The organism is Methanosarcina sp. WH1, from assembly GCF_000970005.1.
In the GTDB taxonomy this organism is placed as follows: Archaea; Halobacteriota; Methanosarcinia; order Methanosarcinales; family Methanosarcinaceae; genus Methanosarcina.
Window position 1 is genome coordinate 2,138,259 of the sequence record NZ_CP009504.1, and the last position, 16,559, is coordinate 2,154,817.

The 16,559-nt window shown below is 42.2% G+C and carries 10 protein-coding genes; 3 read left to right on the forward strand and 7 right to left on the reverse strand.

Going from position 1 to position 16,559, the window contains the following annotated elements:
• Positions 1 to 257 precede the first annotated feature (257 nt).
• The 5 genes from MSWH1_RS09345 to carA all read right to left on the reverse strand — a co-directional run bounded on the left by MSWH1_RS09345 (position 258) and on the right by carA (position 10,423).
• The gene (locus tag MSWH1_RS09345; protein ID WP_048127981.1) at positions 258 to 1,865 is read right to left on the reverse strand and encodes a hypothetical protein; all 1,608 of its coding nucleotides are present in this window, start codon (positions 1,863 to 1,865) and stop codon (positions 258 to 260) included.
• A gap of 490 nt (positions 1,866 to 2,355) precedes the next feature.
• A complete protein-coding gene (locus MSWH1_RS09350; protein WP_052723162.1) occupies positions 2,356 to 4,104 on the reverse strand; it encodes a HEAT repeat domain-containing protein in 1,749 nt (582 codons plus the stop codon).
• 339 nt (positions 4,105 to 4,443) lie between these two features.
• Positions 4,444 to 5,631 carry an argininosuccinate synthase gene (locus tag MSWH1_RS09355; RefSeq protein WP_048127983.1) on the reverse strand — a complete coding sequence of 396 codons (1,188 nt, stop codon included), beginning with the start codon at positions 5,629 to 5,631 and terminating at the stop codon, positions 4,444 to 4,446.
• A 473-nt stretch (positions 5,632 to 6,104) separates the two neighbouring features.
• Positions 6,105 to 9,317, reverse strand: coding sequence for a carbamoyl-phosphate synthase large subunit (gene carB, locus MSWH1_RS09360; protein WP_048127985.1), 3,213 nt, complete (start codon positions 9,315 to 9,317; stop codon positions 6,105 to 6,107).
• Positions 9,317 to 10,423, reverse strand: coding sequence for a glutamine-hydrolyzing carbamoyl-phosphate synthase small subunit (gene carA, locus MSWH1_RS09365; protein WP_048130365.1), 1,107 nt, complete (start codon positions 10,421 to 10,423; stop codon positions 9,317 to 9,319). The genes carB and carA overlap by 1 nt, the downstream gene beginning before the upstream one ends.
• A gap of 791 nt (positions 10,424 to 11,214) precedes the next feature.
• On the opposite strand from carA, the gene MSWH1_RS09370 reads away from it, so the two are divergent.
• The 3 genes from MSWH1_RS09370 (at position 11,215) to MSWH1_RS09380 (ending at position 14,745) form a co-directional block, all read left to right on the forward strand.
• Positions 11,215 to 12,708: a glycine betaine/L-proline ABC transporter ATP-binding protein gene (locus MSWH1_RS09370; protein ID WP_048127988.1), complete on the forward strand. Its 1,494-nt coding sequence runs from the start codon at positions 11,215 to 11,217 to the stop codon at positions 12,706 to 12,708.
• Positions 12,702 to 13,532 (forward strand): proline/glycine betaine ABC transporter permease, encoded by an 831-nt coding sequence (locus MSWH1_RS09375; RefSeq protein WP_048127990.1) that lies wholly within the window; start codon positions 12,702 to 12,704, stop codon positions 13,530 to 13,532. Before MSWH1_RS09370 ends, MSWH1_RS09375 begins: the two co-directional genes overlap by 7 nt.
• Positions 13,533 to 13,815: 283 nt before the next feature.
• Positions 13,816 to 14,745 (forward strand): glycine betaine ABC transporter substrate-binding protein, encoded by a 930-nt coding sequence (locus tag MSWH1_RS09380; protein WP_048127992.1) that lies wholly within the window; start codon positions 13,816 to 13,818, stop codon positions 14,743 to 14,745.
• A 145-nt stretch (positions 14,746 to 14,890) separates the two neighbouring features.
• Here the strand turns inward: MSWH1_RS09380 and MSWH1_RS20105 are convergent, their stop codons facing one another.
• Together MSWH1_RS20105 and MSWH1_RS20110 are read right to left on the reverse strand one after the other, a co-directional pair.
• Entirely contained in the window at positions 14,891 to 15,415 is a 525-nt protein-coding gene (locus MSWH1_RS20105; RefSeq protein ID WP_231591703.1) for a PKD domain-containing protein, read from the reverse strand.
• A gap of 70 nt (positions 15,416 to 15,485) precedes the next feature.
• Positions 15,486 to 16,091: a NosD domain-containing protein gene (locus tag MSWH1_RS20110; RefSeq protein ID WP_048127996.1), complete on the reverse strand. Its 606-nt coding sequence runs from the start codon at positions 16,089 to 16,091 to the stop codon at positions 15,486 to 15,488.
• Between the last annotated feature and the right edge of the window lie 468 nt (positions 16,092 to 16,559).

Below are 16,559 nucleotides of genomic sequence, written 5' to 3' on the forward strand. Positions count from 1 at the left end.
ATTCCATTTCTGTAAAAATCTACCCCAAATACGTTTGTGAAGATAAAGTTAAGAAAAGTGAAATTGAAGAACCCCTAATTTTGAAGATTGAGAAAGAGCACTTTTTGATATCTTTTGTATTTTACAAGAGAGCAGACAAGTGATGTAAGATTCTTTAGAATGTCTTTTAAGTAGCTTTAAAAGTATTGCTTGGGTGCACCCTAACTATCTTATTAAAAAAGGGTAGGATAATTTCCTAAATACTTTCATAAAGTAGCTTATTTGTGATCTCCTAATAATGAATCTATATGTTTTTCTGGAAATCCAATCACTGATCTGTCAACATATTTCCCTTCATATCCTAGAATCTTTAAGAATACTCTATGGAAAAGCGTTTGATATGCATATGTATTAATTCTCATTTCTTCAAATTCTTCATTATTTCCTTTATTCCCTTTATCGCCGTGTGCCATTGGATGCCTGGCTGTTAGAGCACCAGATTCAAATGACCCAATATTAAGCCCGATCTCTTGAAAAAAAGCTTGGTATTGCTTAGTTAAGGACTTTTTATTTGAATTACGTACTTTACCAATTATTGTGTTTTTTAATTCTATGATCTCGTGAATTTCTAATGAATCTTTTTTATCGGGTTCTAACTTCTCTATCTTATTTTCAATATATTCATCAAATTTTTGTTCAATATTTTTTAAGCTTTCCTTTATTAATTTGTTAAATTCCTTTTTTGATAAATAGAATCCTTTACTTCTTGAATTTTCACTATCGAACCATGCCTTCATTATAATTTCTAGTGCGCTAGACAGAACTGGAAGATTTGTTCCAATTGGCATATTTATGGATATCCAATATCTCCATAAAGCGTCTCTTAAATTTAATTTGTCTCTTAGATCTAGATATTTTGGAACAAGACCGCTTATTAATTCTTCAATTTGTTCTTGGTTATTTATAGAACCTCTAGTTCCTAACTTGACGGGTGATAATTGTATATTTTCACAAGTAAATCTTGAATACGCTCTTTCCCATGAAGATTCTGCCAATGATGTTAATATTTGTCCATCTAAAGTATACTCTGTAAATCCAACATTCAAAAGCTGTGTGCCTAACGCAAAGCTGACTATTTCGCTAATTGCTTCTCTTGTTTCATCATCGGGAATTGGGCCAAATTCCTTTCTATATTCTATGCATATTTTTTTTGACCAAATAGGAACAAAATTATTTGGTACTTCTGCAATTATAAATTTCATATTGTCCAATTCTATAAGTGCATAATCACAACTCATCTGTGGAATACTTGAGCGCTCAAAATTTTCAAAACAGAGTTTTAAGGCATCATCGTGTAAAATATCAACATCGACTCTTTTCCTCGATACTTTTTCAGATCCATTCTCTGGGAATCTCACAGTTCTTTTAGGATACCGTATTCTACGTGGTCCATTTAGATACCACTCAGATAAATAAGATACTTCAGAATCGTTGTTTTTTTCAACCTTTATTTCGTCTATTATAATGTGAAGTGTTACTATTTTTTCTGGTGAATCACATTTTACTTGAGAATTTATTTTAGTTACAAAACAGTTTCTCAATTCTACTCTTGAACCGTTTTGGTCTTTACCTTTAATATTGAATGGTTCTAAACATGAACCAGGAGATTCATTATAAAAATGGTTATAATATTCAATATCTTTTTTTGCCAAGAGTACGTTTTCTTGTATAGCTGTTAAAGTAGCTGTTATCTGGTAAGAGTCATTTCTTTCTATCACTATGTTTACGGAATTTTTAGGTATGTATTTATTTGGTTTTATTCTGTCAATTATGATCGGTTCCTGAAGAACTTCCCATTCCAGATCGTTATTATACGATTCAATCAATTTCTCACCAAGTTTTAATATATTTTGAAAATTAGTACTTTATTTCAAATATTTACTTGAGATTTTCAGTTTTTGGATTGTACTCATAGGAGATACAACTCGTAAAGCACTTTATTGCTCTTTCCTTTCATTTAAAGTATATTATTTTTGGTCTATTCAAGATTTTCTTGGATATAGAGAGCCTAGAACCCAAAAGCAATATCATAAAATGTCTTTTGCTTAGAAAGAAAACCAAAAAAGCCTGTTTCCAAGCAAAAGCAACAAAAAAGAAAGCAACAGTTGGAGGAAAGTCAAAACTCAAATAAAAAAAGAGAAGCCTGCCCCTTTTAAAAGGAACAGACAAAATCACGAACTTATTTCTTATCCATCACTTTCCTGTACATCCTAGCCTGGAACCCGTGATACTTCGCAAACCCTTCTGATCCTTCAAGTTGATGAAGAGTTGAGTAATAAATGGCAACATTTTGATCGTTGAGCCAAATTATGAAGTTCAAAAAAGGTGATCTTTTATTTTTTTGACTAGTGTTGCAGGTAAGCTTGAAAGTTTAATTCCCTCATTCCCCTGAATTTTTCCTTCTATCTCTCCTTTTTCGTTGTCTGAAAACTTATGGAGAGGAATTGTTTTTGTAACTTTCATGCCATTTCCGTAAAAATCTGCTCCGAGAGATATTGTAAGATCTGTATGAGATTCAGAAAAGTGGACAATTATATCATCAAGCTTCTTTTCCATTGAATCTATTTTTTGTTCCATACATAAATTGGGAATCAACGGAATGAGAGTAGATACCATTCCATACTGCTTTGGGATGTCTTTTTGTTCCCTAATTTGTTGAATTCTATCGAAAATGTGCTGATTTGCAGGTACTCTAGGAATACTTGATTCTAAAGCAAAAATAAGGTTTTCGACATTCCAGGTCATTTCTTCCTGACTACCAATTTCCCATTTCTGAACCTCTCGACTAACAGCGCATGCAATTTCTTGCGCATCAGTACCTTGAGATTCCCGGCACGCGGTCTTTGCTTTCTCCTGGATTTCTTCGAGGAGGGATTTTAGTTTCCGATCGAGGATGGGAAGGCCTTTTTTTATTGTAGCTGTAGCATAAGGCAATACTTCTTCTGTTTCAATCATCAATTCTGCGGCCTGCTCGCAGTATTTCCTGTAAAAATTAAGTTCATTTTTCTTTGTATCAAAATCTGTTTTTTCAAGGTTCTGGACTTCTTTTAACGCATTAGCAAGATTTTCAACGGCCTCGAATAGAAGTTTCTTATTTTCTGATCTACCAATTGCATTCTTCGCTTCAGATAAGTATTTGTCAACTATTTTCTCAGCTTGTTGTCTTTCGGAGGAAATTATCGTGTAGAATGAACGGTAAAATGGAAGGCAGAATTTAGAAGGATTAAAATATGAAGATTCATCGTATGCTTTTTCAAAAAATTCAATAGCATTTTCTAACTCTTTTTTATATTCTTCCTCGTCCTTTGACTGAGATGCTTTGTTTATGCAAATTTTTCCTAACAAATGATTTATTTGTAGTTTTATATCCTTGTCACTTCTATCAGCTATTTTAACTAAATCTTCCCAAGCCTCTTGTTTATTGTGAATATGGGAATAAGCACAATCGATTGAATGTATCGCACCCCCTCGAATAAGTTTGTCTTCATTTTTTGTCATTTCGACTAAATCTTTCCATGCCTTTTGTTTATCAGGCATATCTAAATAAACAAATCCAAAAGAACGTGCTGCATACCATCGAATATTCTTATCTTGACTTCCAGTTAGTTTAATTAAATCTTTCCAAGCTTGTCTTTTATCTGGAACATACATAACTGAAGAAATAAGCGATCGCGCGGCATTTAATCGCACACTTCGATCTTCATCGAAAGTCATTTCTATTATATCTTCCCACGCCTGTTGTTTATAGGCCGCGTATGGAAATGCGTAGCCAATTGAATATGCTACTTCTTCTCGTAAATTAACTGATCTGTGTTTAGTTAACTTGTGCAAATCTTCCCAAGCTTGTGTTTTGTCAGGAACATGTGAAAAAATAATGCCTAATGAGCGATTCACATATCTTCTAACAAAATTGGGTCTACTATCCAAAAGTTTTATCAAATCTTTCCATGCTAGATTTTTGTCAGGAAATGAGTCAAAATCTGTTATTAGTGTATTTATTGCATTTACACGCTCACTAGGTATGCTACTGAAGCATTTTTTATGGATTTCTTCCTGATCAACCAATTCCCTGCACCATTAACTCTCTAACACCCCAAAACAAATAAATCATTCTTTTTTCTTCCACAATCATCTTTTACAGAATCATTTCATCCTTATATCTACATACACTCTTATTGTCTCAGCTGAAAAATTAAATTCTAAAAAGTCCGGCCTCCTTCGTCGGCCGTTGAGAGCTTTGGGTCTAAAATCTAATTTCAAAAAAAAGCTTTTTGCTTATTGATCAAATCCAAACGATGCGCTCTCTGGACAAATAACACGCAAACCAGAAAATGTTTAAAAAAACAGATTATAATTAAAAAGAGAAACCTGTCCCTTTAAAAGGAACAGACAAAATAAGAGAAATTATTTCTTATCCATTACTTTCCTGTACATCCTCGCCTGGAACCCGTGGTACTTCGCAAACCCTTCAGCATCCTGCTGGTTGATGGTCTGGCTGTCGAAGGAAACGAGATCCTCAGAATACAGGGCATTTGGCGAGCTGCGGGCAAGGATCATAAGGGCGCCTTTGTAGAGCTTCACTTTCACTGTGCCTGTGACCCTTTCCTGGGACTTATCGATAAAAGCGTTGAGGTCGGCAAAGAGGGGGTCGTCCACAAGGCCGCCGTATGCCATTTCGGACCACTGCTCTTCAACGGTCTTCTTGAACTTCAGTTCCCCGCGGGTGAGAACGAGTTTTTCAAGGTCGGCATGGGCTGCGAGGAGAACGGTTGCAGCCGGGTGCTCGTAGTTCTCGCGGGCTTTTAAGCCAAGGACACGGTCTTCGATCATATCTGTCCTGCCGACTCCGTGGGCGCCTGCGATCTCGTTCAGGGATTTGATGAGGGGGTAGCCTTCCATCAGCTCGTTGTTTAAGGAGACCGGGACACCGGCTTTAAACCCGATTTCAAGGACGATGGGCTCGTCAGGAGCTTTTTCCGGGGACTTTGTCCACTCGTAGATATCTTCCGGCGGGACGAAAGAGGGATCTTCAAGCCTGCCGCCTTCGATGCTGCGGCTCCAGATGTTTTCGTCAACGCTCCAGGGCTTGGACTTTGTGGCTTCGACAGGGATGCCGTGTTCTTTTGCGTAGTTGATTTCCCATTCGCGGGTCAGGTTCATCTCCCGCATAGGGGCGATAACGTCCATGTCGGTCTGGCGGAAGACGGCTTCGAAACGGAGCTGGTCATTGCCTTTTCCCGTACAGCCGTGGGCAAGGGCAACTGCCCCTTCTTTAATGGCTGCTTCGACCACTTTCTTGGCAATCAGCGGGCGGGCGACGGATGTGCCCATAACATAGCCTTCGTAGTTTCCGTTGGCTTTGATCAGGGGGAAGATGTAGTCTCTTACGAACTCTTCCTTTGCATCGATCGTGTAGTGCTTGTTGCTGATCTTCTGGGCTTTTGCGTCAGCTTTCCTGATATCTTCTTCGGGCTGGCCGACGTCAACAGCAATTGTGATTACTTCATCGTACCCGTACTTTTCCTTGAGGATGGGGATGCACACCGAGGTGTCAAGCCCACCGGAATATGCAAGTGCAACTTTCTTTACCATGCTTTTACTACCCCTTGTTTGGCGGATTTGTGATAAGAACAATAATGATTAACGTGTCAATAGATTAACGTGTCAATAGATTAACGTGTCAATAGATTAACGTGTCAATAGATTAACGTGTCAATAGATTAACATGTCAATAGATTAACGTGTCAATGAATTAACGTGTCAATGGTTTAACATGTCAATGGTTTAACATGTCAATGGTTTAACGTGGCAATGAATTAACGTGTTAATTGATTAATAAGTTTAATAAGTTTTATAAATTTTATAATTATGGGAGCAATATGCTAAGTCCTGATAAATTTGACAGCTAACGGGCTGGCAAGTTTAAAAACTGATTATCGTTTGCCGGAGGATGGAAAGCCACCCTGCCGGCTCTGATTCTCATTCAATTATTCCGTTTCCGCTGGCACAGCAGTTTTTTAAAGCAGTACTTTTCAGAGATCCTGCTGCCGGTCTTTTTCTTTACCTTACTGCTCCATCTCTTTATGGTACTCGTTGATGGATTTGATCGTTAGCGCTTCCCCTTTCTTCATGGTCTCGATCGCATCGGCTGCTGCAATTGCTGCCTGGATGGTAGTGATATAGGGGACCTTGAAGTCAACAGCTGCTCGCCTGATCCTGTAGCCGTCCTTGCGGGACTGCTTGCTTGTGGGTGTGTTAATAATGAGGTCAACCTCGTCCCTGCGCATCATATCAATAACATTCGGGCTTCCGTCGTGTACTTTCTTTACAGTGTCCATGAAGATCCCGCGCTGTGCTAGGTAGTTCACAGTTCCCCTTGTGCCCATGAGTTCAAGGCCTGCTGCCTGCAGTTTCCTGGCAGCTCCCACAAGTTCGGGTTTGTCTGCTTCCCTGATAGAGAGGAAGACCTTTCCTGTAAGGGGCAGGAGGTTATCAGCTGCAAGCTCTGCCTTATAGTATGCCCTTCCGAAGTCGTAGTCTATGCCCATAACTTCTCCAGTGCTCTTCATCTCGGGTCCGAGGACAGGGTCTGCTCCCGGCAGTTTGTCAAAGGGTAGGAGAACTTCTTTGATCGAGACATGTTTGGGCTTTGGCTCGTCCGTGTAGCCCAGGCTCTTTAAGCTGTGCCCGGCAATCACTTTGGCTGCAATCTTTGCAAGAGGGAGGCCGACCGCCTTTGAGACAAAAGGAATTGTCCTGCTTGAACGCGGGTTTGCTTCAAGCACAAAGACCTTTCCGCCTTTCTCTGCCATCTGGATGTTGATCAGGCCCTTGACCCTCAGGCCGAGCGCAATCTTTCGGGTGTAGTCCCTTACCTGGTCAAGTACGTCTTCTGAGAGCGACTGGGGCGGGATTACACAGGCTGAGTCTCCGGAGTGGACCCCGGCTTCCTCGATGTGTTCCATGATTGCCCCGATGAGGACTTCTTTCTGGTCACAGACTGCATCAACATCAATTTCGCAGGCGCCTTCCAGGAAGTCATCAATAAGGATGGGGTGTTCGGGAGAAACCCTGACCGCCTCTTTCATGTAGCGTTCAAGGTCGATTTCGTCATAAACGATCTCCATTGCTCTGCCGCCGAGCACGTAGGACGGACGTACCAGTACCGGGAATCCGATCCTCTGTGCAACCTTGATTGCTTCCTGCTGCGAGGTTGCATACCCGCCTTCCGGCTGAGGGATACCGAGTTTCTGCATAAGGAGGTAGAACTTTTCCCTGTCTTCGGCAAGGTCCATGTCATCAGGGTCCGTTCCCATGATCACGGTATCAAGGTCTGTCCTGTGTTTTAACTCCTTTTTCAGAGGGATTGCAAGGTTCACCGAGGTCTGCCCTCCGAACTGTACAAAGACACCGTCAGGTCTCTCACGTTCGATTACGTTCATCACGTATTCCATTGTGAGGGGTTCAAAAAAGAGCTTGTCCGAAGTGTCAAAGTCGGTTGACACGGTTTCAGGGTTGTTGTTAATGATATGGGTCTCTATGCCCTCTTCCCTGAGTGCGGTTACTGCATGAACGGTACAGTAGTCGAACTCTATTCCCTGCCCTATCCTGATCGGCCCTGCACCCAGGATAAGGATTTTCTTCCTGTCTGTGGGGTTTGTCTCACAGGTGGCTTCGTAAGTGGAATAGTAGTAGGGGGTTGCTGCCTGGAACTCGGCTGCACAGGTATCGACCATCTTGAAGGTAGCAAGAATTCCGGATGCATGCCTGAGGTCGCTTATTTCCTGCCTGGTCTTTCCGGTCAGTTCTGCAAGGCGACTGTCTGGGAAACCCATCTTCTTTACTTCGCTAAGGAATTCAGGAGTTAGTTCCTCTACACGGATGCGCTTTTCCATATCCACGATATTCTTCATCTTTGAAAGGAAGAAAGGATTGATGCTCGAAAGTTCGGCAATTTCCTTTACCGACATTCCCCTCTCAAGCGCGTGGAAGATCACAAAAAGGCGTTCGCTTGTGGGAGTCTTGAGGAGAGTTTTGATTTCGGGTTCTTCCCAGCGTTTTATTCCCAGCTGGGAGTCGATATCAAGAGACTTGAAAGCCTTCAGGAGGGATTCTTCAATTGTCCTGCCAATTGCCATGATTTCTCCCGTACTCTTCATGGCTGTGGTCAGGGTCTTGTCCGCAGTTACGAATTTGTCAAAAGGCCACCTGGGAATCTTTGTGATCACATAGTCCAGAGCCGGCTCAAAAGAGGCAGGGGTGCTCATGGTAACGTTGTTTATGATCTCATCGAGCGCCATCCCGATTGCAATCTTTGCAGTTACGCGGGCAATCGGGTAGCCCGTGGCTTTGGATGCAAGGGCTGATGACCTTGAGACCCTCGGGTTTACCTCAACAATGCGATAATCGCCTTCCTTTAAAGCATACTGGATATTGCACCCCCCTTCGATCTTGAGGGCACGAATGATCTTAATAGAGGCACTCCTGAGCATCTGGTGCTCTTCATCGGTCAGGGTCTGCGAGGGGGCAACAACTGCCGATTCTCCGGTGTGGACGCCCATGGGGTCGATGTTTTCCATATTACAAATCACGATGCAGGTATCATTTGCATCCCTCATGACCTCGTACTCAACCTCTGCCCAGCCGAGCACGCTTTCTTCAATAAGCACCTGATTGATGCGGCTGCGCCTGAGTCCGCGTTCCGTAATCTCAAGGAGCTCCTCTTTTGTGCGGGCAATTCCGCCACCAGCGCCACCAAGAGTGTAAGCCGGGCGGACAATCAGGGGCAAGCCGAGTTCTCCGACAACCTCTTCAGCTTCTTTTAAGGAGTGGACTGCACGGCTTAAGGGGACCTTTTCTCCGATCTTCAGCATGGTCTCTTTGAAGAGTTCCCTGTCTTCTGTGTTTTTAATGGCTTCTACAGGGGTTCCAAGGATCTGGACTCCGTATTTTTCAAAGACACCCCTTTCAGCAAGTTCACTGGTAATATTGAGGCCTGTCTGCCCGCCAATACCTGCAATGATCCCGTCCGGGCGCTCTTTTTCAATGATTTTTTCAACAATTCTGGAATCAAGAGGCTCGATGTAGACCGAATCCGCCATTTCGGGGTCGGTCATAATGGTTGCAGGGTTTGAGTTCACAAGCACAACCTGTACGCCTTCTTCTTTTAAGGACCTGCACGCCTGGCTTCCCGAGAAGTCGAACTCTGCAGCCTGTCCGATTGTGATCGGCCCTGAACCTATAAGCAAAACTTTCTTTATGTCCTCGTGTTTTGGCATCAGAGATCCCCTCCGAGGACCTTTACGACCTTGTCAAAGAATGTCTCCTCAGTATCCATGGGCCCTGCCTGGGCTTCAGGATGGAATTGCACACTGAAAATGTCCAGGTCTTTGTGGGAAACCCCTTCAACGGTTTTGTCGTTTGCGTTCAGGTACTTCACATAGAGCCCTGTCCCTTCAAGGGAATCCGCATCCACTGCATACCCGTGATTCTGGGAGCTTATGAAAATCTTGTTTTCAATAAGATCCTTTACCGGCTGGTTTCCTCCCCTGTGCCCGAACTTAAGCTTGTAAGTCCTAGCTCCCATTGCAAGGGAGATAATCTGGTGCCCGAAGCAGATCCCTGCGACCGGAATCGTACCTGCAAAAGCTTTTACGGCGTTGATTGCGTCTGTTGCTTTTTCCGGATCTCCCGGACCGTTTGAAACAAAAAGGAGGTCTGGCTCGTAACCTGCAATTTCCTTTGGTTTTGTAGTTGCAGGAACCAGGGTAAGGTCGATTCCCCTTTTATGCAGGTTGTTTATGATGTTGCGTTTTATGCCGAGATCAAACACAACTGCATGTTTGGGTTTTCCGCTGCCCTTCCATGCGCCTTCCGCTCCCGGGATAAAGAGGGGTTCCTTACAGGTTACAAGTGCGATAAGCTCTTCATCCGTTATCTGTGGAAAATTCCTTGCCACATCCACGGCTTCTTCTCCATCGTCACTGCCAGTAAGCAGGGCTGCCCGCATGGTCCCGCGCTCCCTTGCTCCTATAGTAAGCATACGGGTGTCCACGCCTTCAATTCCTGGTTTTCCTTCATCCTCTAAAAATTTGTGGATAGAACGAGTAGATTTGTAGTGATAGGGTTTTTTGCAGGCTTCCCGGACAACAAGCCCCTCCGCATGGATGTTGTCGGACTGGAAACGCTCCCCACTAACACCATAATTCCCTATAAGAGGGTAGGTGAACATTAAAATCTGGCCCTTGTAGGAAGGGTCAGTTAGAGCCTCCTCATATCCCGTAAATTGAGTGGTAAAAACAAGTTCGCCGCAAGCTGTGCCTTCGGCACCAAAACCGGTGCCCTTAATAATTGTTCCGTCTTCTAATCCTAGTACTGCTTTCATCATCTGAACCTGCGAGTAAATGTCATAAGACATGTATAAGTGTTGCGATGACTTTTTCGATTCCCTAATTTCTCATATATTTTCAGTTCTTTAATATATAAATATTTCAATTATAATATTTCATTTGGGAATCCGGCCTTTTAACTATATGAAATTTTTTACCCGAATCTCCCGGTGTTCAACATATATGTTCAATAATAATGTAATCTAATATGATCTCAAACATTAATGAACTACCAAGAAATTGACAAAAATATCTAATTTATTATCCTGGGAAAAATTTATATTTATAAATCCGAAAATGTTATATATATTCTCAATATGATCACGGGTTAAAAATAAATTCACCACAATGTTGAGAATATTGGACAAATCGGCAATTAATTGCCTATTTGTGTACATCTGCGGGAAATGAGATAAAACTAAAGTTATTCCCTGAAACCTCACTATGCTAAAGAAAAGGCAGATTTCATACTTTTAGATCCTGAATTCATATGTGATTTATAACAGTTTTAGTCTCCTGCATATTTATAGTATATATGAATTCCGCAAAAATAATATATATGATGAGGTTACAAATTACAGCCAGGAAAATAAGCAGTTTAATATGTAAAAAATAGAAAGTTCTCTTTAATCTATATATTCAGTTGTCTGAAATTAATAGTACAAAGAGTAGATTAATTCGAATAAAATTTAGTTTTTATTTCCCGGATTTTTGTGACAATTTTTTACTTATCGTAAAGACTGTTGATGATTTTTAAAAACAAGTTCGGTTAAACCGGGGTATTATTATGGACAAAAATATAAAACTTGAAGTACGAAACATTACTAAAGTTTTTGGTAAAAACCCCTCTAAAGTAATTTCTCTTCTAAATGAAGGCTTATCCAAAAGTGAAATTTTTGAAAAGACAAAACAGACTGTAGGGCTCAACAACGTTAACTTTGAGGTTTACGATGGAGAGATTTTCGTAATAATGGGACTTTCAGGCTCCGGAAAATCCACCCTCCTGCGCTGCTTGAATCGCCTTATCGAACCAACAAAAGGAGAGATCCTGATCGACGGGCAAAACATTACCAACATGAACTCTGAGGAACTGAGAAGTACCCGCAGGAGCAAGCTTGGAATGGTTTTTCAGAATTTTGCCCTGTTGCCTCACAGGTCTGTCCTGGATAATGTGGCTTACGGGCTTGAAATCCAGGGGATTCCTAAAGAAGAACGCTACTTAAAGGCGCATGAAGCCATAGAAACCGTAGGGCTCAAAGGTCAGGAAAATAGCAGGATAACCCAGCTCAGCGGTGGCATGAAGCAGAGGGTAGGGCTTGCAAGGGCGCTTGCTAATGACCCTGACATCCTGCTTATGGACGAGGCTTTCAGTGCCCTTGATCCCCTTATCAGGAGTGATATGCAGGACGAGCTGCTTTCTCTTGAGGACAGGGTGCAAAAGACAATTATTTTTGTCTCCCACGACCTGGACGAAGCCCTGAAAATCGGAGACCGCATAGCACTCATGAAAGACGGGGAAGTTGTTCAGATAGGGACCCCTGAAGAGATCCTGACCGAACCTGCAGATTCCTATGTTTCGAGGTTCGTTGCAGGGGTCGACAGGTCCAAAATTCTTACCGCTGAATCGGTTATGAAACGACCGGACCCCGTCATATCCATCAATTCCGGGCCCAGGGTTGCCATTCAGTTGATGAGAGACCATGGAATCTCCTCGATTTATGTGGTTGAGGGGAAGAACAGGCGCCTGAAAGGCATAGTTATGATAGTGGATGTCCTTGAAGCCCTGAAAAAAGGAAAAAGCCTTGAATCAGTGGTGATTTCGGATACCCCCCGCGTAGCTCCAGATATGCCTCTTAAAGAGATAATCCCTCTGATTGCTGAAAGCCAGTACCCTCTTGCAGTAGTCAATGATTCCGGAAAGCTACTCGGGATTATAGTCCGGGCCAGTGTGCTCGGTGCCCTTGCAATTTCCGGAGAGAACGAGCAGGATGACGTTCCCGAAGAAAAAGCTCCCGAAGAAAAGCCTCTCGGAGAAAAAGCTTCAGAAGAAAAGCCTCCTGAAGAGAAGCCTCCCGAAAAAACAGTTCCCATCGATAAAAATGAAGGAGACGCTGGGCAACCACCCGAAGGCTCAGGCGGCCCAGGTGACCCTGGCAGTATAATAAATAACGGAATTGACAACGGACCTGTGCCTGCAGAAGCAGGAGCAAATAATAGAGCGCCTGCCAAAACCCCTGACAAGTCTGATACCATACCAGGCCCTGAGGTGAAAACATGCTAATTCCCCGAATCCCTATCGGAGACACGGTCGAGTTTTCTGTGGACTGGATCGAGGGCAATTTCGGCATATTTCTGGACTTTATAAGCGATCGGCTTGATTTCCTGATCACGGGTTTAAAAGACGTGCTTCTTTTCCTGCCTCCTGAACTCTTTATCCTTGGTATTTCCCTACTCGCCTATTTTGCGGGGAAACGCAATATCAAGCTTGCAGTCGGGACTGCATTTGGTTTTTTCCTCATCCAGAATATGGGTCTCTGGGTGCTCTCGATAGAGACGCTTGCCCTCGTGATCTCCTCTGCCCTGCTTACCCTGATTATAGGGATTCCCGTAGGGATCCTCTGTGCAAAAAACGAAATGCTTTACCATATTGTAAAGCCCCTGCTTGACCTCATGCAGACCATGCCGTCTTTTGTGTACCTGATCCCTGCCCTGATCTTTTTCGGGCTCGGAAACGTCCCGGGGATGATCGCAACGGTTGTCTTTGCCATGCCTCCCGCAATCAGGCTTACCAACCTGGGGATCAGACAGGTCCCAAAAGAGCTAAAAGAGGTCGCAGACGCCTTTGGATCCACGGGATGGCAGAAGCTTACAAAAGTGGAATTGCCTGTGGCTCTCCCGACCATTATGGCCGGGGTCAACCAGTGCATTATGCTCTCCCTTTCCATGGTCGTTATTGCAGCTATGATCGGAGCCAGAGGGCTCGGTTACCAGGTCCTTTTCGGGATCCAGCGAGTGGACATCAGCATGGGCTTCGAAGCAGGGCTTGCTATTGTCATAATAGCGGTTGTCCTGGACAGGATTACCCAGAACCTCAGTCCCAGGTAAAAACGTTCCACTCCCGATGCCTTCCTGAAACAGGCACCTGGGATTCAGAATACCTGGGATTCAGAATTTCACTTTAACAGGGACACCCCCTTCCGACAGCACCACATAGTGCCACAAAATACAGACAGTATAAAACAGTGTCTAAAACAGTTTCTGGAAGAGGTGCATCACTAACTTCAATCCCCTGAATATTCTAAAATAAGAAGAAAACTGGACATCAGAAGTCCGGAAATCTGAATAAAAACCAAAATAGAAATAAATTCGAAAATAGGTTGTAGATATTTTGACCAGTAAAAAATTAAACCCTGAAAGAAAAAAGATCGGATCGATTCTTACAATCGTTCTGATCATAGGGCTTACCCTCTTTGCGGCAGGCTGTGCAGAACAAGGAGATGAAGCTGTAGAAGGAGCAGAAGTTTCAGAAGTAGCAGAGTTAAGCGAGCCTGTGAAAATAGGATATGTCTTATGGGATGGGGAGATTGCAAGTACCAATGTGATGCAGCAGGTTCTTGAACAGGCAGGATATGAAGACGTTGAAATCATTGCAGTTGATGTAGGTCCCCTTTATCAGGGGCTCGCTGACGAGCAGTTTGATTTCACCACATCTGCCTGGCTTCCCTATACCCACCAGACCTACTGGGAAACTTACGGAAACCGGCTAGACTCTGTCCATACAAACCTCGAAGACTGCAGGATAGGACTTGTTGTGCCTTCCTATGTAACTATTAATTCCATTGAAGAGCTCAACTCCGAAAAAGACAAATTTGACGGTAAGATAATCGGCATTGACCCAGGAGCAGGCATCATGCAGGTATCCGAAGACGCAATTTCCGAGTATGGCCTTGATATGGAGCTTGTCTCAGGCAGCAGTGCTGCGATGACCGCCTCCTTGAAAAAAGCCATCGACTCCGAAGAATGGGTAGTTGTGACTCTCTGGTCTCCCCACTGGTCTTTTAACCGCTGGGACCTCAAGTACCTTGATGACCCTAAAGGCGTTTACGGCGAAGCTGACCACGTTGAAACCCTGGCAAGGCTTGGACTCAAAGAAGATAAACCCAACCTCTACGGCATCCTGACCCGCTTCCAGTGGACTCATAACGATATCCAAGCAGTAATGGTGGATATTGAAAACGGAATGGCTCCTGAAGAAGCCGCAGCAAATTGGGTCAAAAGTAACCCTGAAAAAGTTAACGAATGGATCGGAGAGAAGTAAATTTCTCTTTCATTTTCCATTTATCTTTTTTACCTGATTTTTTATTTCGCCGTTCTTTTGCAATACCGATTAGTGTCGTCGATATCCACCTCAACCACCGCTACTGTAGCTGTTTCCTCCACTGGAATCGCTATCAACACCGGAACTACTCCCCAGCACAGTTATTGTAGTAAACTTTGAATCTGTACCATCTGGCGTTGTTTACTATAAGGTAAGCTGTATAGTTTCCCGGTGATAAATAAGTATGAGCTGGATTCTGTTCGTTTGAAGCAGCTTCATCCCCAAAGTCCCAGTTCCACCCAGTTGCATTTTCTGAACTGTCGGTAAACTGAACTGAGAAAGGTGCAAAACCTTCACTGACATTGATGCTGAAATTAGCTACCGGAAATACTGATTCCGGATCCGGAAAGATTGCAAGTCCCCCAATAAAAACATCGATATTTACTGTTGCTGAGACAGTATCGTTTGAGGTGTCAATTGCAGAGACATTGTTGCTATAATAACCGGCCCTGGTTACCACATATACCTTTTCTCCATTAGGTGTGACTGCAATTCCATTAGGAACTTCTCCTACTTTCACCTTGGTTATAATTGTTCCTGTGGCTATGTTAATTACAAAAACAGCCTTAAATTGTGTTGCGATCCACTTGTAATGTATACAAATGGCCACGTGGATGACATCCTATTTTCAACGCTTATATTAGCAAGTTTGGAACTAGTATTGAGTCCGTTGCTAGCTGTCAAATTAACTGTATAGTTTCCTTGAATTCTGTACACATAATCCCTACATCACAGTTTAACATTTTATTATTGTCAATTCCTGAACTTACTAACGAAAGCCTAATCCAATTATTGCAGTTATCAATCCTGTTATTACGAATATCTACTGTTTGATCATATGCATAGATGCCAGTGGAACAATTTGAGATCATATTACCTAATACATTTGAGATCATATTACCTAATATATTTGAGATCGTATTACCTAATATATTTGAGATCGTATTACCTAATATATTTGAGATCGTATTACCTAATATATTTGAGATCGTATTACCTAATATATTTGAGATCGTATTACCTAATATATTTGAGATCGTATTACCTAATACTGTATTATTTCTTCCGCAGTAGGAAATATGTACACCCCCTTCGCCGTTAGAAATTTTATTTTCAGCTATTAAATTGCCTGAACTTTCGGGCCCCAGAAGAGTATAACCATTTTCAATAGTATTACCTGTCACATTATTCATATCACCACGAAAGATGATTGTTAAATTGTCTGGCACATAGGATCCCAGAAAAATAGAACCGTTTTCAATGTTATTACCTGTTACATTATTCATCTTACCATAGCAAAGATTGCATTTTTAGTTGCATCTTACCAGCCCCTGTTATATTTAAACCACTAATCGTTATAATATCAACTGTTATCAGAAAGGTACTTACGCTTTCATTTAGTGGTTTTACCTGCGTATCATCATTGTTTAATTATGACCTGATAGTTAGATCTGTTATATTGACAAGAATGTTTTCAATATAAATACCAGACTTCACGATTATTGTGTCCCCAGTTACAGAATTATTCACAACTTCCTGAATTGATCTGAAATCAGCTCCTGAATAATCATCTACTATAATTTTCCTTGCTGATGAAGTAGCTGAAATAGATATCATAGAAATAAAAACTAAAATCATTAAAAAAATAGTTCAGTTTCTCATATTTCCCCCTTTAATTATAATATAATCGGATATGAATATAAAAAATAAACCACATTAACTACATTTAATATATTTTACATTCAATAGTAATC

Excerpts from the sequence above, each read along its gene's own strand:
- MSWH1_RS09355 (WP_048127983.1), bottom strand. The coding sequence starts at position 5,631 with ATGGTAAAGAAAGTTGCACTTGCATATTCCGGTGGGCTTGACACCTCG.
- carB (WP_048127985.1), bottom strand. The coding sequence starts at position 9,317 with ATGCCAAAACACGAGGACATAAAGAAAGTTTTGCTTATAGGTTCAGGG.
- carA (WP_048130365.1), bottom strand. The coding sequence starts at position 10,423 with ATGAAAGCAGTACTAGGATTAGAAGACGGAACAATTATTAAGGGCACC.
- MSWH1_RS09370 (WP_048127988.1), top strand. The coding sequence starts at position 11,215 with ATGGACAAAAATATAAAACTTGAAGTACGAAACATTACTAAAGTTTTT.
- MSWH1_RS09375 (WP_048127990.1), top strand. The coding sequence starts at position 12,702 with ATGCTAATTCCCCGAATCCCTATCGGAGACACGGTCGAGTTTTCTGTG.
- MSWH1_RS20110 (WP_048127996.1), bottom strand. The coding sequence starts at position 16,091 with ATGAATAATGTAACAGGTAATAACATTGAAAACGGTTCTATTTTTCTG.